Source organism: Diaphorobacter sp. JS3051 (genome assembly GCF_015832135.1).
Lineage (GTDB): Bacteria > Pseudomonadota > Gammaproteobacteria > Burkholderiales > Burkholderiaceae_C > Diaphorobacter > Diaphorobacter nitroreducens.
The window spans coordinates 1,038,066-1,061,468 of record NZ_CP065406.1; the positions used below are offsets into that span (position 1 = coordinate 1,038,066).

At 66.4% G+C, this 23,403-nt stretch carries 15 protein-coding genes; 6 read left to right on the forward strand and 9 right to left on the reverse strand.

The window, feature by feature from the left end; all coding sequences use genetic code 11:
• Window positions 1–244 precede the first annotated feature (244 nt).
• The 3 genes from clpA to dnaE form a co-directional block, all read right to left on the reverse strand.
• Window positions 245–2,593, reverse strand: a complete 2,349-nt coding sequence (gene clpA / locus I3K84_RS04950; protein ID WP_196995616.1) for an ATP-dependent Clp protease ATP-binding subunit ClpA — start codon at window positions 2,591–2,593, stop codon at window positions 245–247.
• A gap of 59 nt (window positions 2,594–2,652) precedes the next feature.
• Window positions 2,653–3,021 (reverse strand): ATP-dependent Clp protease adapter ClpS, encoded by a 369-nt coding sequence (clpS, locus tag I3K84_RS04955; protein WP_015913417.1) that lies wholly within the window; start codon window positions 3,019–3,021, stop codon window positions 2,653–2,655.
• A 77-nt stretch (window positions 3,022–3,098) separates the two neighbouring features.
• On the reverse strand, window positions 3,099–6,638 hold the full coding sequence (gene dnaE / locus I3K84_RS04960; RefSeq protein ID WP_172206978.1) for a DNA polymerase III subunit alpha: 3,540 nt from the start codon (window positions 6,636–6,638) through the stop codon (window positions 3,099–3,101).
• Window positions 6,639–6,772: 134 nt separating this feature from the next.
• On the opposite strand from dnaE, the gene I3K84_RS04965 reads away from it, so the two are divergent.
• Window positions 6,773–7,570, forward strand: a complete 798-nt coding sequence (locus tag I3K84_RS04965; RefSeq protein ID WP_015913419.1) for an outer membrane protein assembly factor BamD — start codon at window positions 6,773–6,775, stop codon at window positions 7,568–7,570.
• Here the strand turns inward: I3K84_RS04965 and I3K84_RS04970 are convergent.
• A complete protein-coding gene (locus I3K84_RS04970) occupies window positions 7,533–9,599 on the reverse strand; it encodes an ATP-dependent DNA helicase (RefSeq protein ID WP_196995617.1) in 2,067 nt (688 codons plus the stop codon). The two genes, I3K84_RS04965 and I3K84_RS04970, sit on opposite strands and share 38 nt — an antisense overlap.
• Window positions 9,600–9,769: 170 nt before the next feature.
• Between I3K84_RS04970 and I3K84_RS04975 the strand changes: the two genes are divergently transcribed.
• The 3 genes from I3K84_RS04975 to I3K84_RS04985 all read left to right on the forward strand — a co-directional run bounded on the left by I3K84_RS04975 (window position 9,770) and on the right by I3K84_RS04985 (window position 13,285).
• Window positions 9,770–10,573, forward strand: coding sequence for a PP2C family serine/threonine-protein phosphatase (locus I3K84_RS04975; RefSeq protein ID WP_011805090.1), 804 nt, complete (start codon window positions 9,770–9,772; stop codon window positions 10,571–10,573).
• A gap of 134 nt (window positions 10,574–10,707) precedes the next feature.
• Entirely contained in the window at window positions 10,708–11,796 is a 1,089-nt protein-coding gene (locus I3K84_RS04980; RefSeq protein WP_011803559.1) for an IS5-like element ISDisp1 family transposase, read from the forward strand.
• A 208-nt stretch (window positions 11,797–12,004) separates the two neighbouring features.
• On the forward strand, window positions 12,005–13,285 hold the full coding sequence (locus I3K84_RS04985; RefSeq protein WP_011805493.1) for an O-acetylhomoserine aminocarboxypropyltransferase/cysteine synthase family protein: 1,281 nt from the start codon (window positions 12,005–12,007) through the stop codon (window positions 13,283–13,285).
• Window positions 13,286–13,353: 68 nt separating this feature from the next.
• Here the strand turns inward: I3K84_RS04985 and egtB are convergent, their stop codons facing one another.
• The 4 genes from egtB to I3K84_RS05005 all read right to left on the reverse strand — a co-directional run bounded on the left by egtB (window position 13,354) and on the right by I3K84_RS05005 (window position 17,772).
• Window positions 13,354–14,715 carry an ergothioneine biosynthesis protein EgtB gene (egtB, locus tag I3K84_RS04990; RefSeq protein ID WP_196995618.1) on the reverse strand — a complete coding sequence of 454 codons (1,362 nt, stop codon included), beginning with the start codon at window positions 14,713–14,715 and terminating at the stop codon, window positions 13,354–13,356.
• 19 nt (window positions 14,716–14,734) lie between these two features.
• On the reverse strand, window positions 14,735–15,736 hold the full coding sequence (gene egtD / locus I3K84_RS04995; RefSeq protein WP_196995619.1) for an L-histidine N(alpha)-methyltransferase: 1,002 nt from the start codon (window positions 15,734–15,736) through the stop codon (window positions 14,735–14,737).
• 296 nt (window positions 15,737–16,032) lie between these two features.
• A complete protein-coding gene (locus I3K84_RS05000) occupies window positions 16,033–16,620 on the reverse strand; it encodes an OmpW family protein (RefSeq protein WP_011805496.1) in 588 nt (195 codons plus the stop codon).
• A 153-nt stretch (window positions 16,621–16,773) separates the two neighbouring features.
• Window positions 16,774–17,772: a DUF808 domain-containing protein gene (locus tag I3K84_RS05005; protein ID WP_011805497.1), complete on the reverse strand. Its 999-nt coding sequence runs from the start codon at window positions 17,770–17,772 to the stop codon at window positions 16,774–16,776.
• Window positions 17,773–17,887: 115 nt separating this feature from the next.
• On the opposite strand from I3K84_RS05005, the gene I3K84_RS05010 reads away from it, so the two are divergent.
• A complete protein-coding gene (locus I3K84_RS05010; RefSeq protein ID WP_196995620.1) occupies window positions 17,888–18,319 on the forward strand; it encodes a hypothetical protein in 432 nt (143 codons plus the stop codon).
• Between the two features lie 19 nt (window positions 18,320–18,338).
• Here I3K84_RS05010 and purL read toward each other — a convergent pair whose 3' ends face one another.
• Entirely contained in the window at window positions 18,339–22,373 is a 4,035-nt protein-coding gene (purL, locus tag I3K84_RS05015) for a phosphoribosylformylglycinamidine synthase (RefSeq protein WP_196995621.1), read from the reverse strand.
• A gap of 177 nt (window positions 22,374–22,550) precedes the next feature.
• On the opposite strand from purL, the gene map reads away from it, so the two are divergent.
• Complete coding sequence (gene map / locus I3K84_RS05020; protein WP_011805500.1) at window positions 22,551–23,366, forward strand: type I methionyl aminopeptidase; 816 nt, start codon at window positions 22,551–22,553, stop codon at window positions 23,364–23,366.
• Window positions 23,367–23,403: the final 37 nt, after the last annotated feature.

Here is a 23,403-nt window from a genome sequence, read left to right on the forward strand (position 1 = left end):
CCTAAAGAAAGTAACTTATTACTATCTTATCGACAAACACACTGTGCGCAAGGCACGAATGCCCTTCTGGAGCATCCCGGGTTCTCATTCGCACGACCACCCCCTGCAATTCGCTCTCTTATCGATAGCTGCTCTCGCTTGGTGGATGGGCGTCAGAGCCGCTTTTGCTCATAAGCATGGCGAGCACCCATAAAAAAACCCGCAGCGCGGGCTGCGGGTTTGTTGAAACGCGGCGGTGCCGGAATCAGTCGGCGGTGGCTTCTTCGGGCTCTGCCGGTTCGGACTTGGCCCCGCGCTCCTTCTTGGGCACCGGCTGGATGTCCAGCAGCACCTCGGAAGTCTCCACGCCCTTGTCATCCGTCTTGACTTCGATGTCCACCGTCAGGCGGCCCCCTTCGGTCAGGCGACCGAAGAGCAGCTCGTCGGCCAGCGCCTTGCGGATGGTGTCCTGGATCAAGCGCTGCATGGGGCGCGCGCCCATGAGCGGATCAAAGCCCTTCTGGGCCAAATGCTTGCGCAGCGCGTCGGTAAAGGTAACTTCCACTTTCTTCTCGGCGAGCTGCTGCTCGAGCTGCAGCAGGAACTTGTCCACCACGCGCAGGATGATCTGCTCATCCAGCGGCTTGAAGCTCACGATGGCATCCAGGCGGTTGCGGAACTCGGGCGTGAACAGGCGCTTGATGTCGCCCATCTCGTCGCCCGCCTGGCGCGGATTCGTGAAGCCGATAGCGGCCTTGTTCATGGTCTCGGCGCCCGCGTTCGTCGTCATGATGATGATGACGTTGCGGAAGTCGGCCTTGCGCCCGTTGTTGTCCGTCAACGTGCCGTGGTCCATGACCTGCAGCAGCACGTTGAAGATGTCCGGGTGTGCCTTCTCGATTTCGTCGAGCAGCAGCACGGCGTGCGGCTTCTTGGTGATGGCCTCGGTCAGCAAACCACCCTGGTCGAAGCCCACGTAGCCCGGAGGCGCACCGATGAGGCGGCTCACGGCGTGGCGCTCCATGTACTCCGACATGTCGAAGCGGATCAGGTCCACGCCCATGATGTAGGCGAGCTGCTTGGCGGCCTCGGTTTTGCCCACGCCTGTGGGGCCCGAGAACAGGAAGGAGCCGATCGGCTTGTCCGCCTTGCCCAGTCCCGAGCGTGCCATCTTGACGGCGGCGGCGAGCACCTCCAGCGCTTTGTCCTGGCCGAAAACCACGCTCTTGAGGTCGCGCTCAAGCGTCTGCAGCTTGCCGCGGTCGTCATTGGACACGTTGGCAGGCGGGATGCGGGCGATCTTTGCCACGATCTCCTCGATCTCGGCCTTGCCGATGGTCTTTTTGCGCTTGGACGGCGTCAGTATGCGCTGCGCGGCGCCAGCCTCGTCGATCACGTCGATGGCCTTGTCGGGCAGGTGGCGGTCGTTGATGTACTTGGCGCTGAGCTCGGCCGCGGCCTGCAAGGCGGCGGCGGCGTACTTCACGCTGTGGTGCTCCTCGAAGCGGCTCTTGAGTCCCTTGAGGATGTCGATGGTCTCCTGTACCGTTGGCTCGACCACGTCCACCTTCTGGAAGCGCCGCGACAGCGCCGCGTCCTTTTCGAAGATGCCGCGGTATTCGGTGAAGGTAGTCGCGCCGATGCACTTGAGCTGCCCGCTGGACAGCGCAGGCTTCAGCAGGTTGGACGCATCCAGTGTCCCGCCCGACGCTGCGCCCGCACCGATCAGCGTGTGGATCTCGTCGATGAACAGGATGGCGTTGGGCTTGTCTTTCAGGCTCTTCAAGACGCCCTTGAGGCGCTGCTCGAAGTCGCCGCGGTATTTGGTGCCCGCCAGCAGCGCGCCCATGTCCAGCGAATACACCGTGGCCTCGGCCAGGATCTCGGGCACGTCGTTCTGCGTGATGCGCCAGGCCAGGCCCTCGGCAATCGCGGTCTTGCCCACGCCGGCCTCACCCACCAGCAGCGGGTTGTTCTTGCGGCGGCGGCACAGGATCTGGATCGTGCGCTCGACCTCGTAGTTGCGGCCGATCAGGGGGTCGATCTTGCCGTCCTTGGCCGCCTGGTTCAGGTTCTGGGTGTATTGCTCCAGGGGCGACGCCTTTTCACTGCGCTCGCCTTGCGCGCCCTCTTCCCCGTCGGCCTGGCCCTCGGCCTTGGCAGGCTCCGGCGGCTCGCCCTTCTTGATGCCGTGGGCGATGTAGTTCACCACGTCCAGGCGCGTCACGCCCTGCTGGTGCAGGTAGTACACGGCATGGGAGTCCTTTTCGCCGAAGATAGCCACAAGCACGTTGGCGCCCGTGACCTCCTTCTTGCCGTTGCCCGTGGACTGCACGTGCATGATGGCGCGTTGAATCACCCGCTGGAAGCCCAGCGTGGGTTGTGTGTCCACCTCGTCGGTACCGGCGACCTGCGGGGTGTTGTCCTTGATGAAGTTGGTCAGCGATGCGCGCAGATCATCGATGTTGGCAGCGCATGAACGCAGCACCTCGGCCGCGCTGGGGTTATCGAGCAGTGCCAGCAGCAGATGTTCCACGGTGATGAACTCGTGGCGTTGCTGGCGGGCCTCGACAAAGGCCATGTGCAAGCTGACTTCCAGTTCCTGGGCAATCATGTGAGAACTCCTTTGTGCTTGCGTGTTAGGGATGACTGTAGATCGGGAGCAATGCCCCCTTATTCAACGGGCTCACTCAAACATTGCAGAGGGTGGCCCGCCTTGTGCGCCGCTTCCAGCACCTGGTCCACCTTGGTAGCGGCGACATCGCGCGTGTACACACCGCACACGCCTTTGCCGTCCAGATGGATCTTCAGCATGATCTGCGTGGCGGCCTCGCGGTCCTTGTTGAAGAACTCCTGCAACACGACGACGACGAACTCCATGGGGGTGTAGTCGTCGTTGAGCATGACCACCTGGTACATCTGGGGCGGCTGGGTCTTCTGCGTACGCCGCTCCAGCACGACCGAACCACCCTCGTCCCAGGACGGAGGGGTGGGAGCCGGCACCGGCGCGGGGATTGGGGGGGTGGTTGCCATGAATTTCATTCTAGCGAGGCCGATGCGGCACCTGAGCAGACCTCACATGGTGCCGCGCGGGCTTTTTTCAAGCGCTGATCACAGCCCTACTCATAGACCACGTTCACAGCACCGCTGCCCACCTGAGCGCTCCACGCGGCCAGCGCGGCATCGCTGGGAAAGAACCGGCTGGCCTCTCCCAACTGCACCTCGGCCGTGGCCGCGCCAGCCGCCGCTGTGCAGCGCAACTGCATGCGCACGCGCAGGCCATGGGCAAGCACCTCGCCGTGTTCGGTCTCCTCCCGTTGCGGAGGATAGTCACGCACCAGCGCCCCGATGTCTGGCAACTGCTGCCCCAGGCACACCTGCAGATAGCGCCCATAGCGTGCCCGCGCACCCGCCAAATCCCAGACCTGCTGCACCTTCATGCGCAGGCCTCCGCTGAAGTGGTCCAACTGCAGCCGACCACTCACCACTACGAATTCATCGTCCTTGAGCAGGCCGGCGTTCGCATTGATCAGCCCTTCGTCGGCGGAAGCCTCGATGACGCCAGACTTGTCGTCCAGCTTGAACAACGCCAGCCTGCCGCGCTGCCCGTTGATGACGCGGTAGTCGCTCACGATGCCGGCGACCACCTGCGTCTCGCGGCTGTCTACCAGTTCGTCGATAGCGGTGCGCACGAAGCGGCGCACTTCCTGGTGCACTTCGTCGAACAAGTGGCCCGAGAGGTAGAAGCCCACCGCGGTCTTCTCCTGCATCAGCCGTTCCTTGATGCCCCAGGGCATCACATCCACCAGATCAGGCTCCTGCGTGCTGGAGCCGATGGCGTCATCGCCCATCATGTCGAACAGCCCGCCTTGGTTGGCGTTGGCGATCTGCGCATTGGCAAACTCGAACGCCCGATCGAGGGATGCCACGAGCGCGGCACGGTTGAGCTGCAGGGCATCGAAGGCGCCCGCCTTGATGAGCGCCTCCACCGTTCGCTTGTTGACGCGCGTGCGGTCCACGCGTACGCAAAAGTCAAACAAGCTCTTGAAAGGCCCCCGGGTTGCGCCCTGTGGGCCCACGCCCTGCCCTTCGCGGGCGGCGATGATGGCCTCGATCGCCTGCTGTCCCGTGCCCTTGACGGCGCCCAGGCCATAGCGGATGACCTTGTCCGTCACCGGCTCGAAGCGGTAATTGCCGCGGTTGATGTCCGGCGGCTCGAAGGTCATGCCGAAATGTTTGACCGCGTCTTCATAGAGCACCTTGAGCTTGTCGGTGTCGTCCATTTCCACGGTCATATTGGCGCAGTAAAACTCCGCCGTGTAGTGCACCTTGAGCCACCCGGTGTGGTAGGCCAGCAGCGAATAGGCGGCGGCGTGCGACTTGTTGAAGCCGTAACCCGCAAACTTTTCCATCAGGTCGAAGACCTCGTCGGCCTTGTCCTGACTGATACCCTTTTCGGCTGCACCCTTGCGGAAGATGGCACGGTGCTCGGCCATTTCCTCGGCCTTTTTCTTGCCCATGGCGCGGCGCAGCATGTCGGCGCCGCCGAGCGAGTAACCACCCAGCACCTGCGCCGTCTGCATCACCTGCTCCTGGTAGACCATGATGCCGTAGGTCTCGGCCAGCACGGGCTCCACCAGCGGATGCGGGTACTCCACCACCTCCTTGCCGTGCTTGCGGTTCACGAAGCTGGGAATCAGGTCCATGGGGCCGGGCCGGTACAGGGCATTCAAGGCGATCAGGTCTTCCAGCCTGCTTGGGCGCGCTTCCTTGAGCATGCCTTGCATGCCCCGGCTTTCAAACTGGAACACGGCTTCTGTCTTGCCGTCCGAGAACAGTTTGTAGGTCGCAGCATCGTCCAGGGGAATGTTCTCGAACGCGAAGTTTTCCTGCCCTTTGTGGCGCTGCATGATGAACTCACGCGCGATTTCCAGGATGGTCAGCGTCGCCAAGCCCAGGAAGTCGAATTTCACCAGGCCGATGGCCTCCACGTCGTCCTTGTCGTACTGGCTCACCGCCGATTCGCTGCCAGGCTGCTGGTACAGCGGGCAGAAATCGGTCAGCTTGCCCGGCGCGATCAGCACGCCGCCGGCGTGCATGCCAATATTGCGCGTCATCCCTTCGAGCTTTTGCGCCATCTCGATGATGGTGCGCACGTCCTCCTCCTTGCGCACGCGCTCGTACAGGATGGGTTCCAACTCCAGGGCGTAGTTGTTCTTGTCCCCTTCCTTCTTGGGCTCTGGCGGGTAGGCCAGCGTATAGGTCTGGCCGGGTTTGCCGGGCACCAGCTTCGAGATACCGTCACAGAACGTGTAGCTCATGTCCATCACCCGCCCCACGTCGCGGATGGCTGCCTTGGCCGCCATCGTGCCGAAGGTGGCGATCTGGCTCACGGCCTCCTTGCCGTACTTGTCCTTCACATAGTCGATCACCCGGTCGCGGTTGGCCTGGCAAAAATCGATGTCGAAGTCGGGCATGGACACCCGTTCGGGGTTCAGGAAGCGCTCGAACAGCAGGTTGTATTGCAGCGGATCCAGATCCGTGATCTTGAGCGCATAGGCCACGAGCGAGCCCGCACCCGAGCCGCGCCCGGGGCCCACCGGGCAGCCGTTCTTCTTGGCCCACTGGATGAAGTCACCCACGATGAGGAAGTAGCCTGGAAAGCCCATCTTCAGGATCGTGCCCAGTTCGAACTCCAGCCGCTCCTGGTAGCGGGGGCGCTGGCGGTCGCGCTCGGCGGTGTCCGGGTACAGGTGCAGCAGCCGCTCCTCCAGGCCCTCGTGGGACGCGTGGCGGAAGTACTGCTCCATCGTCATCCCACCCGGAATGGGGAAGTTCGGCAGTTGCGGCTTGCCCAGCACCAGCGACACATTGCAGCGCTTGGCCACCTCAACGGTGTTGGCGAGGGCGCTGGGTACGTCGGCGAACAGCGCTTCCATCTCGGCACTGCTCTTGAAATACTGCTCGCGCGTGAAACGGCGCACGCGCCGCGGATTCGCCAAGATCTCGCCCTCGGCAATGCACACGCGCGCCTCGTGCGCCTCGTAATCGTCCGGCGTTGCGAACTGCACCGGGTGGGTGGCTACCACCGGCAGGGCCAGGCGCGCGGCAAGCTGCACCGCGGCGGTGACATGGGCTTCGTCGTCAGTGCGTCCGGCGCGCTGAACCTCCAGGTAGAAGCGGTGCGGGAAGATGCCCGCCAGACGCAGCGCCAGCTGCGCAGCTCCGGCGTCATCGCCCTTCATGAGCGCCTGCCCCACGGGACCGGCCTGCGCTCCAGCGAGGGCAATCAGGCCGTCGCCCAATTCCTGCAGCCACTGCCAGGTGCACAGCGCCTGGTTCCTGACGATGTTGCGCGTCCACGCGCGGGTCAGCAGTTCGGAGAGGTTCAGATACCCGGTGCGGTTCTGCACCAGCAGCACCATGCGCGAGGGTGCGCCTGCCGCTTCGCCCTCCAGGTAGATTTCGGCGCCCAGGATGGGCTTGACGCCCTTGCCCCGGCCTTCCTTGTAGAACTTGATCGCGCCGAACAGGTTGTTCAGGTCCGTGATCGCCAGGGCGGGCTGGCCGTCTTTCGCCGCCGCCTTGACGACCTCGTCGATACGGGTGGTTCCGTCCACGACGGAAAATTCAGTGTGCAAGCGCAAGTGGACAAACATGCGGCATTGTAGGAACGCGGGCATGTCCCATGCTTGCTCAGGGCCCCGCGCGCAGCATCCTTACAATGGCGCCATGCGGCAGTTCCATGAAGGTGCCGCCGTCGTCGCATACCCTTAATCCAAGAGCTGCCGCCATGCCGCGTTTTCCCCTGCCTTTGATTTCTGCCCTGCTCGCCGCCGGCCTGCTGGCTGCCTGCTCCAGCACGCCTGAAGACAAGACCGCTGGCTGGAGCACCGACAAGATTTATTCGGAAGCACGCGACGAGCTCAATGGCGGCTCTTACGACAAAGCCGTGCCGCTGCTGGAAAAGCTGGAAGGACGCGCCGCCGGCACGCCGTTGGCACAACAGGCCCAGTTGGAAAAGGCCTACGCGCAATACAAGGGCGGCGAGAAGGCGCAGGCTATTGCCACGCTGGACCGCTTCATGAAACTGCACCCCGCCAGTCCCGCGTACGACTATGCGCTGTACCTCAAAGGCTTGGTGAATTTCAACGACAACCTGGGCCTGTTCTCGTGGCTCTCGCGCCAGGATCTGTCGGAGCGCGACCAGAAGGCCGCCAAGGACTCGTTCGAGTCCTTCCGCGAACTGGTGACCCGCTTCCCCGAGTCGCGCTACACGCCCGACGCGCGCCAGCGCATGACCTACATCGTCAACTCGCTGGCGCAGTACGAAGTACACGTGGCGCGCTACTACTATGAGCGCGGTGCGTATGTGGCCGCCGTGAGCCGCGCGCAGAGTGCGGTTGCCGACTACAAGGACGTTCCGGCGACGGAAGAGGCTCTGTACATCCTGGTTCGGTCGTACGACGCGCTGGGGCTCACGCAACTGCGTGACGACACCCGCCGCGTGATGGATGCGTCCTATCCCCAGAGCAGCCTGCCGCAGACGGGATTCAAGGCGAAGGCGAACCCCTGGTGGAAGTTCTGGTAAGGGCATCCAGCGCCGCGCCGAACTCTTCCTGCGTATGCAGCCTCCGCATGGGGGCCAATGCCCGCAGCAGAGGCTTGCCATAGCCCTTGTGCAACAGGCGTGTGTCGGCGATGACCAGTATGCCGTGGTCGTTCTCGTTGCGGATCAGCCGGCCGGCCCCCTGCTTGAGCGCCACTGCCGCCGATGGCAGGGCGTGTCTGCGGAACACGTTGCCACCCTGGTCCGCCAGCCGCCGTGCCTGCGCCTGCTCCCACGGGTCACCCGGAGCGGGGAATGGCAGCTTGTCGATCACCACCATCTGCAGGGCCTCGCCTGGCACGTCGATCCCCTCCCAGAACGACGCCGCCCCCACGAGCACATGGCCCGCCGGCCGGCCGCTCGCGTCAAGCTGGGCACGAAAGCGCTCCACCATGCGCGACCGTGAGGCATGTCCCTGCACCAGCACCTCGATGCCGCCGCCGGGCGCGAACCGGCGGCATAGCTCATCCGCGATCACCGCAAGCGCCCGCAGACTGGTGGTCAACACCAGCGTATGCCCGCCAAGCCGTGCTACGGCATCACCCACCCAGCGCGCAAGCTGAACGCTGTGCCCCGCGTCGGAAGGCAGCGGGAGTGCGGGTGGCACATACAGCGCCGCCTGCCGTGCGTAGTCGAAGGGGCTAGGCACCTGCAGGGTACGAGCGCCCTCCAATCCACAGGCATCGGTAAACCAGCGCAGGTCCTTGCCATCGCCCAGCGTGGCGGAGGTATAGATCCACGAACGCGGTGCGGACGCGGCAGGCGGTTCGTCGCTCTCGTCCCAGGCGCCCTGCGTGGGGGGCTTTCCCTTCCACAGCGTGCGCAGGGCGCCGGCCACATCCAGGGGCGTTTCCACCATGCGCAACGCACCTGCAGATTCAACCCAGCGCACCGTGCCAGCTTCCGCGTCGGAACAGAAATGCAGTACACGCTCCAGCAACGCAACCGTCCGGCTGTGCAGGTGGGCCAGATCGGGAGCGTGCTGCGCCACGCCGTCCAGTGCGGCCAGCACCGCGCGGAGTGCCGCCACTACTCCCTCCAGCGCACCGTCCCAGGCTGACGGATCCAAGGCCTCGGGTGTGACGCCCGTCCAGGCGATGCGGGAGCCGGCTGCATCGGCATCTTCGCCCGGAGCGACCGCCAGGCGCAGCGCGTGCGCGCACTGGCGCAGGTGCTGGAGCAACCCCTGCCAATCCGCAGCGCCGCGCGCATGCCGCGCCCCAGCCGCCACCACATCCTGCCCAAGTTGCAGCAACTGGCTGGTGCTGACATGCGTGCCCAGGAAATGGGCCGCGGTCTCGGCCAACCGGTGGGCTTCATCGAACACCACGACCCCGGTGTCCGGTAGCAGTTGCGCGGCCCCCGCCCCCTGCGCACCGAGGTCCGCAAAGAACAGGTGGTGGTTGATGATGAGCACATCCGCCGCCTGCGCGTCGTGCCGTGCGCGGTAGACATGGCATTGGCGCAACCGCGGGCATCCGGAACCCAGGCAGTTGTCCACCGTCGAAGTGACCTGCCTCCAGGCGGCTGAGTATTCATCCAGACCGGGGACCTCCGCCAGGTCTCCGCTGCGCGTGGACTGGGCCCATCGCTCAACACACGCCAGATCGTGGGCGACTGCTTCGTCATGTCCCTCCCCGTTGCGACGCGCCTGCTCCAGTCGGTAAAGGCAAAGGTAATTGGCCCGGCCTTTGAGGGCCGCTACGCGTAGCGGGAGCGCCAGCGCCTGCTGCAGCAGCGGCAGGTCGCGCGTCAACAGTTGGTCCTGCAGCGTCTTGGTGGCCGTGGAAATGAGCACACGCTCGCCGCTCAGCAGTGCGGGAACCAGATAGGCAAAGGTCTTGCCAATCCCCGTTCCCGCTTCCACCACCAGTGACTCCCGGGCGTTGATGGCCTGCGCCACAGCGAGGGCCATGGCCGCCTGCCCCGGGCGGGAACGCAGATCAGGCCGCACACGCGCCAGGGGTCCGTCAGGCGCAAACACCGGGAGGACGAGATCGCTCAAGGACATGCGCCGCAGGCCAAAAGAAGTGTCAGAAAGGAATGGCCTTGCACCGGCCGTGATGCTCTAAAAACACAAGCAGACGCACCAGCGATGACAAGGCCCGGGAGTTGATCATAATAGGCGGCTCCCCCGCTTTCGCGACTGCGAGGCGGCCTTTCGTCCTCCGCTCCAATCCCATGACCAAAGCGTTCCGCCTCATTGCGTCGACCGGCATCCACAAGGGTGACCGCGAGTACCAGCAAGACCAGGTCGCCCTGCTGTCGCACCCGCGTTTCAATGGATGCGTACTGGGCGTGGTGGCCGATGGCATGGGTGGGCGCAGCGGAGGACGCAAGGCGTCCGACCAGGTGATGCTCACCGCGCGCCAGTTGTTTGAACGCTATTCGCCAGAAACGGACGACGCCGCCGCCCTGCTCAAGCACATCGTGGAGGAGGCGCACATCGTGATCCGCCTCACCGCGATTTCCGCGGAACAGGAGCCACACAGCACCATCGCGGCATTCGTGATCAACCCACGCGGCGATTGCCACTGGGCCCACGCAGGGGACTCGCGCATCTACCACTTCCAGGGGGGGCGGCTGGTGTTCCGCACCAGCGACCACTCGTATGTGCAGGCGCTCGTGGACCGTGGCGAGATCACGGAAGCCGAGGCCAACACCCACCCCCACTCCAACATCCTCGTCGGCTGTCTGGGCACCGAGAGCGACCCTCCCATCACCACCCACCTGATTCCGCAGATGCAGCCGGGCGACGTGCTGCTGGCCTGCAGCGACGGCGTGTGGCACTACTTCTCACCTGCGGAACTGGCGTCGGTCCTGGATTCGCTGACGCCGCGCGAGGCCACCGAGTTCCTCATCGACAAGGCGCGCTCGCGCGCACGCGGGGGCGGCGACAACCTGTCGCTCGCCATCGTGAAGATCGAAACGCTGGTAGAGGAAAAGAAGCCTCCACGCTTGGCGCAACTCACACCCGCCACCTAAAACGCGCGTGGAAGACGGCCCCGCATGGGCCGTGGCGTCCACCGGGCCCTAACAGGCCGTTGAAAAATCCCCCGCCGACGCCCGCGTTGGCCGCTACGATCTGAAGCCATCGGTGAACGACCCAGACGAGGACGATGAGAGGCAGTCAAGATTTCCAGGGGGCGATGTTCAGCTACATCAGCCTTGAAGAGCGCGTGCCGCAGGCACACCCGCTGCGCAAGTTGCGCGCGGTGGTTGATGCGCTGCTGGCAACCATGAACCGCGAGTTCGAAGCGGTGTACGCCCGCCGTGGCCGCCCATCGGTGCCACCGGAGATGCTGCTCAAGGCCTTGCTGCTGCAGATCCTGTTCTCCATCCGCAGCGAGCGCCAGTTGGTCGAAGCGATCAACTACAACCTGCTGTACCGCTGGTTCGTGGGCCTGAACATCGAAGACAAGGTCTGGGACCACTCCACTTTCAGCGCCAACCGCGAACGTCTGTTCAACGAAGACCTCGCCCGCGCCTTCTTCGAGCGCGTCAAGCTCAGTGCCCAGTGGGGCAAGCTCGCCAGCGACGAGCACTTCAGCGTGGACGGCACGCTCATTGACGCCTGGGCCTCGCACAAGAGCTTCAAGCGCAAAGACGACGACAGCGGCACGCCGCCTGGGCGCAACCCCGAGGTGGACTTCAAGGGGCAGGAGCGCTGCAACGACACCCACGAGAGCACCACGGACGCCGATGCCCGGCTGTTCAAGAAGAGCCAGGGCGACAAATCCCGCCTGTGCCACATGGGGCACATCCTCATGGAGAACCGCAACGGGCTGATCGTGGATGTCGAGATCACCCACGCCAGCGGCACGGCCGAGCGCGAGGCGGCGCTGGCCATGTTGGAGCGTCGGGGCAACAGGAACAAACGGGCCACGGTCGGTGCCGACAAGGGCTACGACAGCAAGGCCTTCATCAAAGGCTGCAGAAAGCTCAAAGTCACGCCCCACGTGGCGGCCAAGGACAAACACTCGGCGGTGGATGCGCGAGTGACACGGCACGAGGGCTACAAGACCAGCCTGAAGGTGCGCAAGCGCATCGAAGAGGCCTTTGGCTGGATCAAGACCGTCGGTGGTCTGGCAAAGACCAAGCTGATCGGTCAGGCCAAGCTCACGGGCCAGGCGCTGCTGTGCTTTGCCACCTACAACCTTGTGCGAATGGGCAGCATCGGCGGCTGGTGGGACGCGCATCATGCGTGAGCCCAGGGATACGTGCGCCCGAAATGGGCGGGAGGGCCTGCAAACCGGCCAGATGGGCCGTTGCAATCGCTGCGCAGACGCGTCTGGGCAGCTCGTGTCTTCGCACTCAGCGTCCCTGATGCGTTCGAAAAGCACTTTTTCAACGGCCTGCTAGGAAGCGCCCCAGGACGCCGGGCCCCGCCCTCCCCTTCACCCGCAAAGGAAGCACATGCGCATCGAGACATTGGCCGTCCACGCCGGCTATTCGCCCGACCCCACCACCAAGTCCGTGGCCGTGCCCATCTACCAGACGGTGGCCTACGCCTTCGACAGCGCCCAGCACGGCGCGGACCTGTTCGACCTGAAGGTGCCCGGCAACATCTACACGCGCATCATGAACCCCACCACCGACGTGCTGGAAAAGCGCGTCGCGGCGCTGGAGGGCGGCATTGCCGCCGTGGCCGTGGCCTCGGGCATGGCGGCCATCACCTACGCCATCCAGGCCATCGCCGAGGCGGGCGACAACATCGTCAGCGCCAGCACGCTCTATGGCGGCACCTACAACCTGTTTGCCCACACCTTTCCCCAGCAGGGCATCGAGGTGCGTTTTGCCGACGCACGCGATCCCGCCAGCTTCGGCCAGCTGATCGACGCGCGCACCAAGGCCATCTTTGTCGAATCCATCGGCAACCCGCTGGGCAACGTGACCGACATCCGCGCCCTCGCCGACGTGGCCCACGCCCATGGCGTGCCGCTGATCGTGGACAACACCGTGCCCAGCCCCTACCTGCTGCGCCCCATCGAGCACGGCGCCGACATCGTGGTGCACGCCCTGACCAAATACCTGGCCGGCCACGGCAACAGCATGGGTGGCACCATCGTGGACAGCGGCAAGTTCCCCTGGGCTGAGCACAAGGCACGCTTCAAGCGCCTGAACGAGCCCGACGTGAGCTACCACGGCGTGGTCTACACCGAGGCCCTGGGCCCGGCCGCCTATATCGGCCGCGTACGCGTGGTGCCGCTGCGCAACACGGGCGCTGCCATCTCGCCGCACAACGCCTTTCTGATCCTGCAGGGCATCGAGACGCTGGCGCTGCGCATGGACCGCATCTGCGAGAACACGCAGAAGATCGCCGAGGCGCTGCAGGGCCACCCCAAGGTGGAGTGGGTGCGCTACGCGGGCCTGCCGGACCACCCGGACCATGCCCTGGTGCAGCGCCAGATGAAGGGCCGCGCCTCGGGCATCCTGTCGTTCAGCCTGAAGGCCAGCGGCGACCCACGCGCCGCCGGTGCGCGCTTCCTGGACGCGCTGCAGCTGTTCACACGCCTGGTGAACATCGGCGACGCCAAGTCGCTGGCCACGCACCCGGCCTCCACCACGCACCGCCAGCTCAATCCCGAAGAACTGGCCCAGGCGGGCGTGACCGAGGGCATGGTGCGCCTGTCCATCGGCATCGAGCATATCGACGACCTGCTGGCCGACCTGCACCAGGCGCTGGACGCGGTTTAAGCGATTTTCGGCTCTAGCGCTTTCCTGGCAAGCGCTAATAGCTCCTGATTCAGGAGCATACCCACTGCTCAGCGGGCATCGCGTGCCAGCCGCAGGCCCGTGAACTGCCAGCGCGCCGTGGCGGGAAAGAAGTTGCGGTAGCTGGCACGCACATGGCCGGGCGGCGTGGCGCAGGAGCCGCCGCGCAGCACGTACTGGTTCACCATGAACTTGCCGTTGTACTCGCCCACGGCGCCGGGCGCGGGCGCGAAGCCGGGGTACGGGGCGTAGCTCGACTGCGTCCATTCCCAGACCTCGCCGCCCATCGGCTGGAAGGGATCGGCGCCGACCGCCGGCGCCGCGGGGCGGGGATGCAGCCGGCCGCCGTCGTCCAAGACATCGGCATCAGCGGGATGGTCCACGCAGCCCGCGGGCCCGGCACAGGCCGCCGCGGCCACCTCCCATTCGGCTTCCGTGGGCAGGCGCGCGCCGGCCCAGCGGGCAAAGGCATCGGCCTCGTAGTAGGACAGGTGCACCACCGGTTGCGCAGCATGCAGCCGGCGCTCGCCCGTCAGCGTGAATTCGCTCCAGCCGCCCGGCCCGCCGCCTTGGCCGCACTCCCCATCACCGCGCCAGTAGATGGGGTGCTCCAGCCCTTGCGCACGCCGCCAGTCCCAGCCCTCGGCCAACCAGTGGGCCGGCTCGCGGTAGCCGCCGGCCTGCACGAAAGCCAGGTACTGCGCGTTGGTCACCGGTCGGTTGGCGATCTCGAAGGGTTGCAGGAAGACGGTGTGGCGCGGCGTCTCGTTGTCGAAGGCGAAGCCCTCGCCATCGTGGCCGATCTGCGCCAGGCCGCCTTCCAGGCGCCGCCACGCGGTGTCTTGTGCCGCCATGGCGTCCGCCACCACGGCCGCGGCTGTGCCCTGGTAGGCCGGCCACAGCGGGTTGCACCAGAGCAGGTGCTTGACGTCGGTGAGGATCAGCTCCTGGTGCTGCTGCTCATGCTGCAGGCCCAGTTCCACCAGCGCCAGCACGTCACCCGGCACATCGGGCTGCGACAGGAGCTGCTGCATGCGCGCATCCACGTCGGCGCGGTAGGCCCGCACGGTGGCCAGGTCGGGCCGCGTGATCAACCCACGCTGCGGGCGCGGGTGCTGCCGCCCCACGCCGTGGTAGTACGAGTTGAACAGCACGCGGAACGCCGGATCGAACGCTCGGAAGCCGCTCTCGTGCGCCTCCAGGACGAAGGTCTCGAAGAACCAGCTCGTGTGCGCCAGGTGCCATTTGACGGGGCTGGCGTCGGGCATGGACTGGGCGCAGCAGTCCTCGGCCGAGAGGGGCCGCGCCAGCGCCTCGGTGGCCGCGCGCACCGCGGCGTAGCGCCGCGCCATCGAGGGTTGCGACTGCTGCGGCGACGACGGCAGCGTGAGAGTCGAGGGTGGCAAGCGCATGTGGTATCCCCTGGCGGCATCACGCCTGGGCATGCACCATGGCGAACCAGCCGCGATCGTCCGTCCAGGCCTGCGTGCGCGTGAAACCTGCCTCGTGCAGCAACGCGGTGAAATCCGGCAGCGGGTACTTGTAGCTGTTCTCGGTATGGATGCGCTCGCCCGCCGCAAAGTCGCGCCCGCCGCCCGGCCAGCGCACGCGCTGCGGCCCCGCGGCCTCCAGGTGCATTTCGATGCGCGAGGCATGGGGGTTGAAGAAGGCACGGTGGCGCCACTGCGCGGGCACGAAGTCGCTGCCGACCAGGCGGTTTACGTGGGCCAGCGCGTTGCGGTTGAAGGCCGCGGTCACGCCGGCGGCGTCGTCGTACGCGGCCTCCAGCACGGCCACGTCCTTGGGCAGGTCGAACCCGATCAGCAGGCCGCCATCGTCCAGCGCCAGTTCGCGCATGTGCCGCAGCAGGGCCAGCGCCTGGGGCGGGTCGAAGTTGCCGATGGACGAGCCGGGGTAGAAGACAAGGCGGCGCGCGCCGGGGACGTCCGGCGGCAGGTGCACACCCCGGGTGATGTCCGCGCCCACGGCGCGGGCATGCAGGCCCGGCAGTGCCACGCGCAGGCGCGCGATCGCATCCCGCAGGTAGTCGGCGGAGATGTCCACGCCCACGAAGTGCGTGGCCCGCACCAGCGCGCAGAGTTCGCGCGCCTTGTCGCAATTGCCCGCCCCGGGCTCGATCACCACACGCGCCGGGCCTATGGCCTGGGCAATGGCGTGCCCGTGGCGCCGCAACAAGGCACGCTCGGTACGCGTGGGGTAGTACTCGGGCAGGCGGGTGATGGCCTCGAAGAGTTCCGAGCCCCGCTGGTCGTAGAAATACTTGGGTGAGAGCGCCGCCTGCGGCTGCAACAGGCCGGCCAGGATCTCGCCGCGTTCGGCGGCCGAGGCCACATCCGCGGGCGGCTGCGGCGGTGCCAGGCCGAGGTGGTGAAGGACGCCGTCAAGCCGAGCAAGGGGAGAAACTGCAGACATAGCGCTGCAGCGTAGGCCAGGGGCCAAATCGCCCGCGCAATCCAACGACACCTCTTCAGGTAGGACGCACGCGCGATCTGCAGGGCAATCCACAGTGCACCTCTTGTGCCGGATTGCCCGCTGTGGTTGGCTTTTTCGCCGCCCTGCCAATAAAGGGTCAAATCGGGCGGAAGCGCTTGCCCATCAAGCGCAAATAGCTCCTTCAATGAGAGCATCGATTTACCGTCCGCCGAGGATAAAAAAAGGGCCGGCGCATGCGCCGGCCCACCCCACCATGAAGAACGGAACTTGCGTGCTTAGAAGCGGTAGCCCACGCCCACGCCGAACAGCACCGGGTCGACCTTGAAAGTGCCCACGCCGCGCACGTCGGTGTCGATGTACACCTTCTTCACGTCCACGTTCAGGGACCAGTTCTTGTCCAGCGCATAGTCGAAGCCCACTTGCAGGGCACCGCCCCAGCTGTTGCGCTTCACGTCCAGGCCCGCGGGCAGCTTCACGCTGGAAAAGCGCGTGTAGTTGACACCAGCGCCCACGTACGGCTTGAACGCGCCGAAGTTCGTGAAGTGGTACTGCAGCAGCAGCGAGGGCGGCAGGTGCTTGAGCGAGCCGATCTTGTCGCCGTTCAGGCGCACGTCGTGCTTTTGCGGGTAGGTCAGGACCAGTTCGGCAGCGAGGTTGGGCGTGAAGAAGTACGAGACGTCGACTTCAGGAATCCACTTGTCGTTGATGCTCACGCCCGCGTCGCCGGCGGCACCGTTGTTGGCGCTGTCCAGATGCACCGCGCGTGCACGCACCAGCCAGGAACCTTCCGCAACCTGCTGCGCGAAGGCAGCGCCGGAGGTCATCGCACACAGAACGGCCAGGGCCAGAAGATTCTTTTTCATGTTGACTCGATACGTTGGGTTGACCGGGGACGACCCCCGTGCACGTATTAAGCCCACGAGTAATATGGTCAATATTGCTGCAGATCAAACCCAGAATCTGTGTGTCTATTCGTATGTGTCTATTCCGTCACAAACGGCGGCATATGGCCTCATTCAATGCGTGCCATTGGCAGCCGCCTTGCCGCGCAGCCGTCCCACCAGCGTCCACCCCGCCAGCACCACGGCGCCCGCCACCAAGCCCACCACGGCATTGAGCAGGTTGGTCACCAGCACCGACCACAGTCCGCCCAGCGGCCAACCCTGCACCGCCGCGCCCACGCCCTCGACGGCATGGTGCAGCGCCGGCACGCCATGCACCAGGATGCCCCCGCCGACGAGGAACATGGCTGCTGTGCCGACCACCGACAGCGTCTTCATGAGCCAGGGTGCGGCCGCGACGATGCCGCGGCCCAGGGCCTGTGCCGCGTTGCTGGCCTGGCGGCTGAGCCACAGGCCCAGGTCGTCCAGCTTCACGATGCCCGCCACGAGGCCATAGACCCCCACCGTCATCAGGACGGCGATGCCCGCCAGTACCGCCACTTGCTGCGCAAAAGGCGCGCCCGCGACGGCGCCCAGGGTGATGGCGATGATTTCGGCAGAGAGGATGAAGTCGGTGCGCACGGCCGCCTTGATCTTGTCCTTCTCCACCCGCGCCAGGTCCACGTTGGGATTGGCGTTGGCCTGCGCATGGATCGCGTGTTGCACGGCGTCTTCCTCGGGCGTGTGCAAAAGCTTGTGCGCGAGCTTTTCGCAGCCTTCGAAGCACAGGAAGGCCCCGCCCACCATGAGCAGCGGCGTCACGGCCCACGGCGCAAACGCGCTGATGAGTAGCGCCGCCGGCACGAGGATGGCCTTGTTCACCAGGGATCCGCGGGCGACGCCCCACACGACGGGGATCTCGCGCTCTGCACGCACGCCGGTGACCTGCTGGGCATTGAGCGCCAGGTCGTCGCCCAGCACCCCTGCGGTCTTTTGCGCCGCCACCTTGGTCATGACGGACACGTCGTCGGCCATGGCGGCGCTTTTCTTGGCGGCCACCTTGGTCATGAGGGCCACGTCGTCCAGGATGGTGGCGATGTCGTCAAGCAGGGTCAGAAGGCTGGCGCCGGCCATGGGTGAGTTCCTTTCAAGAAGCCGCCATTCTGAATGAAAACACCCCTAACGCATGTGGGACAAGCGCTGACAGCTATTGATTTTGCAATACGGTGGGCAGGCGTACCATGGCGGCATGCCCTCTCGCACTGCGTCCTCGCGCCCCGTGCGCACCGCCGCCGCGCTGGCCGCGTTGGTGCTGTCCGCCTGCGCCGGCCCGTCGGCGCGCCTGGGCGTGGGCGTGCCGGTGGGGCCGTTCAGCGTGGGCGTCGGCGTGGGTTCGGGCGGCGTATCAGCCGGGGTGGGCACCGGCGTGGGGCCGGTGGGCGTCGGAGTGGGAGTGCACCCAAGCGGCCAGGTGACTGGCGGCGTGGGCGTGGGTGCCTCGGTTCCCATGGGCGGCGCACACGTCGGAGCCGGCGTGGGCTCATCCACCGTGCTGCACGATCCGTACCGGCCGCCGCAGCCACCCGCGCCGGCGGCGCCGTCTTCCGACAGTCCGCCGATGCAGTGGCGCGATGCGCAAGGGCGCATCGTGCCGGAGTGCCAGGTGCGCGGCGGCTGCTAGCCGCGCGCCGCGGCGCCGATCACCCCACCCACTTGCGCGCGTTGCGCCACACGCGCATCCAGGGGCTGAACGCGTCCTTGCCCCCCGTGGCGGCCAGATCGGTCCAGCTCATCTGGATGTTGCGGAACACACGCTCGGGGTGCGGCATCATGGCCGTGAAGCGGCCATCCGCCGTGGTCACGGCCGTGAGCCCGCCGGCGCTGCCATTGGGGTTGAACGGGTAGCGCTCGGTCGGCTGGCCATGGTTGTCCACGAAGCGCATGGCACGCACCACCTTGTCGGCATTGCCACGGTACTGGAAGTTGGCATAACCCTCGCCGTGCGCGACGGCGATCGGCAGGCGGCTGCCGGCCATGCCCTGGAGGAAGATGCTGGGCGATTCCAGCACTTCGACCATCGACAGGCGCGCCTCGAAGCGGTGGCTCTGGTTGGTGGTGAAGCGCGGCCAGTCCTGCGCGCCAGGGATGATGTCAGCCAGTTCGGCAAACATCTGGCAGCCGTTGCACACGCCCAGGGCGAAGGTATCGCCACGCGCGAAGAACTGCTGGAACTGGGCCGACAGGCGCTCGTTGAACGTGATGGAGCGCGCCCAGCCGATGCCCGCGCCCAGCGTGTCGCCGTAGCTGAAGCCGCCGCAGGCCACCACGCCAGCAAACTGCGCCAAGTCGGCACGGCCGGTCTGCAGGTCGGTCATGTGTACGTCGAACGCCTCGAAGCCCGCCTCGGTGAAGGTGTAGGCCATTTCCACGTGCGAGTTCACGCCCTGCTCGCGCAGCACCGCCACACGCGGGCGCGCGCCAGTGGCGATGTACGGCGCGGCCACGTTGTCCAATGGGTCGAACGTGAGCTGCACGTGCATGCCGGGGTCTGCGGGATCGCCGGCCGCGGCGTGCTCGCTGTCAGCGCAGGCGGGATTGTCACGCTGCTGGCAGATCTTCCAGCTCACCGCGTCCCATACCTGGTGCAGGTCCGGCAGGCTGGCGCTGAACACGGCCTTGGCATCGCGCCACACCTGCAACTCGCCCTTGCCCGCATCGATGGGCGAGGACAGCGGGCGCGTCTTGCCCACGAAGTGGCTGCAGGTGGACAGGCCGTGCGCGCGCAGCGTCTGCATGACCTCGTTGCGCTCGCTGGTCCTCACCTGCAGCACCACGCCCAGTTCCTCGTTGAACAGCGCGCGCAGCGTGCGCTCCTCGCGCCGGCCGCTGATCTGGGCGCCCCAGTTCTTGCCCTCGCCGCTGTCCATGCGGCCGTCGGTGATGCCGTCGCCCTCGGTAATGAGCATGTCCACGTTCAGCGCCACGCCCACCTGACCGGCAAAGGCCATCTCGGCCACGGTAGCCAGCAGGCCGCCGTCGCCCCGGTCGTGGTAGGCCAGGATCGCACCTTTAGCGCGCAGCGCGTTCACGGCGTCCACCAGGGCGATCAGGTCCTTGGCGTCGTCCAGGTCGGGCGTCTCGTCGCCGGTCTGGTTCAGCACCTGCCCGAGGATGGAGCCGCCCATGCGCATCTTGCCGCGGCCCAGGTCGATCAGCACGAGGGTCGTGTCCTCTTCCTTGGCGTCGAGCTGCGGCGTGAGCGTGCCGCGCACGTCGGCCAGCGTGGCGAACGCGGTGATGATGAGGCTGACGGGCGAGGTGACCTTCTTGGTCTCGCCGCCCTCGCTCCACTGGGTGCGCATGGACAGGCTGTCCTTGCCCACGGGGATGGAGATGCCCAGCTGCGGGCACAGCTCCATGCCCACGGCCTTCACGGTCTCGTACAGCGCGGCGTCTTCTCCGGGCTCGCCGCAGGCCGCCATCCAGTTGGCCGACAGCTTTACGCGCGGCAGTTCGATGGGTGCCGCCAACAGGTTGGTGATGCTCTCCGCCACCGCCATGCGGCCCGACGCAGGCGCATTGAGCGCCGCCAGCGGCGTGCGTTCGCCCATGGCCATGGCCTCGCCGGCAAAGCCACGGAAGTCGGCCAGCGTCACGGCCGCGTCGGCCACGGGCACCTGCCAGGGGCCCACCATCTGGTCGCGGTGGGTCAGGCCGCCCACGGCGCGGTCGCCGATGGTGATGAGAAAGCGCTTGGAGGCCACCGTGGGGTGGGCCAGCACCTCGATCACGGCCTTCTCCAGCGGCAGGCCGTCCACGTTCAGCGGCGCGAAGCTGCGCTGCACGCTGGTCACGTCGCGGTGCATCTTGGGCGGCTTGCCCAGCAGCACGTCCATGGGCATGTCCACAGGATATTTCTGGTCGCCGGACGTGACCGCCGTGTCTTCCAGCACCAGTTGGCGCTCCTCGGTGGCCGTGCCGATGACGGCAAACGGGCAGCGCTCGCGCTCGCAGAAGGCCGTGAACTGCGCCAGCGACTCGGGCGCGATGGCCAGCACATAGCGCTCCTGGCTCTCGTTGGACCAGATTTCCTTGGGCGCCAGGCCGGACTCCTCCAGCGGCACGGCGCGCAGGTCGAAGCGCGCGCCGCGGCCCGCGTCATTCGTCAGCTCGGGGAAGGCGTTCGACAGGCCGCCCGCGCCCACGTCATGGATGGCCAGGATGGGGTTGTCCGCCCCCTGCGCCCAGCAGTGGTTGATGACCTCCTGCGCGCGGCGCTCGATCTCGGGGTTGCCGCGCTGCACGGAGTCGAAGTCCAGCTCCGCCGCGTTGGTGCCCGTGGCCATGGAGCTGGCGGCGCCGCCGCCCATGCCGATGCGCATGCCGGGGCCGCCCAGTTGGATCAGCAGCGTGCCGGCGGGGAACAGGATTTTTTGGGTGAGCCGCGCGTCGATCGTGCCCAGGCCGCCCGCGATCATGATGGGCTTGTGGTAGCCGCGGATGATGGCGCCCTCGCCCGTTCCGACCACCTGCTCGTATTCGCGGAAGTAGCCCGTCAGGTTGGGCCGGCCGAACTCGTTGTTGAACGCGGCGCCGCCCAGCGGCCCCTCGGTCATGATCTGCAGGGGGCTGGCGATGTGCTCGGGCTTGCCCACCTCGCTGCCCCAGAGCTTGGACACGGTGAAGCCCGTGAGGCCCGCCTTGGGCTTGGAGCCGCGGCCGGTAGCGCCCTCGTCGCGGATCTCGCCCCCCGCACCGGTGGCGGCACCGGGGAACGGCGAGATGGCCGTGGGGTGGTTGTGCGTTTCCACCTTCATCAGCACATGGTGGGTTGCACTACGCTTTTGATAGCTTGGAGCGCTTACCTGTTGGGCGAAAGACTCGAATTTGGCGATGAATTGCTCGACCTCACTGCCTTCCATGATGGAGGCGTTGTCGGCATAGGCCACCACGGTATGCTGGGGCGACACGGCTTCGGTGTTGCGGATCATGCCGAACAGGCTCTTGTCCTGCGCCACGCCGTCGATGGTGAACTGCGCGTTGAAGATCTTGTGGCGGCAGTGCTCGCTGTTGGCCTGGGCGAACATCATCAACTCCACGTCGGTGGGGTTGCGCGCCAGGCCTGTGAAGGCATTGACCAGATAGTCGATCTCGTCGTCGGCCAGGGCCAGGCCCCAGGCCTTGTTCGCAGCCTCCAGCGCCGCACGCCCGCCCTGCAGCACATCCACGAAGGCCATGGGCTCGGCCTGCAGCTCGGTGAACAGGCGCTGCGCCTCGTCCAGCGTGGTGACCACCGATTCCGTCATGCGGTCGTGCAAGAGCGCCGCAACCTGCTGCAGCTGCTCGGTGCTCAACTCGGGCTTGCCACCCAGCAGCCCCCCCTTGAGGCTGATGCGGTATTCGGTGATGCGCTCGATGCGGCGCACCGCCAGGCCGCAGTTGTGGGCGATGTCCGTGGCCTTGGACGCCCAGGGCGACACCGTGCCCAGGCGCGGAGTGACATACAGCACCATGCCGTCCCGCGGGCCGGCGTATGGGTCGCCGTAGGTCAGCAGCGCGGCCAGGCGCTCGCGCGCGGCGGCATCGGGTGCGGCGTCGCCGGCCACCAGGTGCACGAAGCGCGCCGCAATGCCGTCGATCTTGGGATGAATGGCCGCCAGGGCGGGTTGCAGTTGCTGGGCGCGGAAGGTGCTGAGGGCATTGCCGCCCTCCAGCGGGGTGATGTGCAAGGTCACGGTAGCGGCCTGTGTGGTGGCAGAAAGAGGCGTTTCGCCCGCTGGTTGAGGCAGCCGCTGAATGGGGCCGCCGCGCCGGCAGCGCGTGTTGGTGGGAGCCCGCTATTTTAGCCCGCGGCACCGCCCTTGCCCGCCCCGCGCCCACAGGGGGCAAAGGCCGATGGGATAATTTGCGCCATGAGCATCACCATCAAAGACGCGCAGGGCATCGCCGGCATGCGCGAGGCCTGCCGCCTGGCGTCCGAAGTGCTGGACTACATTGCCCCACACATCAAGCCCGGCATCACCACCGCAGAGATCGACCGCCTGGGCGCGGAATGCATGGCCGCCCAGGGCACCGTGTCCGCCACCATCGGCTACCAGCCTCCGGGCTACCCGCCCTACCCCGGCCACCTGTGCACTTCGGTCAACCATGTGGTCTGCCACGGCATTCCCAACGACAAGCCGCTCAAGAAGGGCGACATCGTCAATGTGGACGTCACCGTGATCACCAAGGACGGTTGGTATGGCGACAACAGCCGCATGTACCTCATCGGCGAATGCTCCATTGCCGCCAAGCGGCTATCGCAGCTCACGTTCGAATCCATGTGGCTGGGCATCCAGCAGGTCAAGCCGGGCGCGCGCCTGGGCGACATCGGCCACGCCATCCAGAAGTTCGCCGAGGGCCACGGCCTGTCGGTGGTGCGCGAGTTTTGCGGCCACGGCATCGGCCAGAAATTCCACGAGGACCCGCAGGTGCTGCACTATGGCCGCCCCGGCACGGGCGAGGAGCTGGTGCCCGGCATGACGTTCACCATCGAGCCCATGCTCAACCTGGGCAAGCGCGACATCAAGGAGCTGGGCAAGGACGGCTGGACCATCATCACCAAAGACCACAGCCTGTCGGCGCAGTGGGAACACACCGTGCTCGTGACCGAGACCGGCTACGACGTGCTGACCCTCTCCGCCGGCTCCCCCGCGCTGCCGGCCTTCGTCACCGCCACCACGACCTGAGCCAGGCCGCCGCGCCCAGAGCGCCGCAAGGCATGCA

Bases quoted from the DNA above. Each gene is read 5' to 3' on its own strand.
- clpA (WP_196995616.1), bottom strand. From the start codon at position 2,593: ATGATTGCCCAGGAACTGGAAGTCAGCTTGCACATGGCCTTTGTCGAG.
- clpS (WP_015913417.1), bottom strand. From the start codon at position 3,021: ATGAAATTCATGGCAACCACCCCCCCAATCCCCGCGCCGGTGCCGGCT.
- dnaE (WP_172206978.1), bottom strand. From the start codon at position 6,638: ATGTTTGTCCACTTGCGCTTGCACACTGAATTTTCCGTCGTGGACGGA.
- I3K84_RS04965 (WP_015913419.1), top strand. From the start codon at position 6,773: ATGCCGCGTTTTCCCCTGCCTTTGATTTCTGCCCTGCTCGCCGCCGGC.
- I3K84_RS04970 (WP_196995617.1), bottom strand. From the start codon at position 9,599: ATGTCCTTGAGCGATCTCGTCCTCCCGGTGTTTGCGCCTGACGGACCC.
- I3K84_RS04975 (WP_011805090.1), top strand. From the start codon at position 9,770: ATGACCAAAGCGTTCCGCCTCATTGCGTCGACCGGCATCCACAAGGGT.
- I3K84_RS04980 (WP_011803559.1), top strand. From the start codon at position 10,708: ATGAGAGGCAGTCAAGATTTCCAGGGGGCGATGTTCAGCTACATCAGC.
- I3K84_RS04985 (WP_011805493.1), top strand. From the start codon at position 12,005: ATGCGCATCGAGACATTGGCCGTCCACGCCGGCTATTCGCCCGACCCC.
- egtB (WP_196995618.1), bottom strand. From the start codon at position 14,715: ATGCGCTTGCCACCCTCGACTCTCACGCTGCCGTCGTCGCCGCAGCAG.
- egtD (WP_196995619.1), bottom strand. From the start codon at position 15,736: ATGTCTGCAGTTTCTCCCCTTGCTCGGCTTGACGGCGTCCTTCACCAC.
- I3K84_RS05000 (WP_011805496.1), bottom strand. From the start codon at position 16,620: ATGAAAAAGAATCTTCTGGCCCTGGCCGTTCTGTGTGCGATGACCTCC.
- I3K84_RS05005 (WP_011805497.1), bottom strand. From the start codon at position 17,772: ATGGCCGGCGCCAGCCTTCTGACCCTGCTTGACGACATCGCCACCATC.
- I3K84_RS05010 (WP_196995620.1), top strand. From the start codon at position 17,888: ATGCCCTCTCGCACTGCGTCCTCGCGCCCCGTGCGCACCGCCGCCGCG.
- map (WP_011805500.1), top strand. From the start codon at position 22,551: ATGAGCATCACCATCAAAGACGCGCAGGGCATCGCCGGCATGCGCGAG.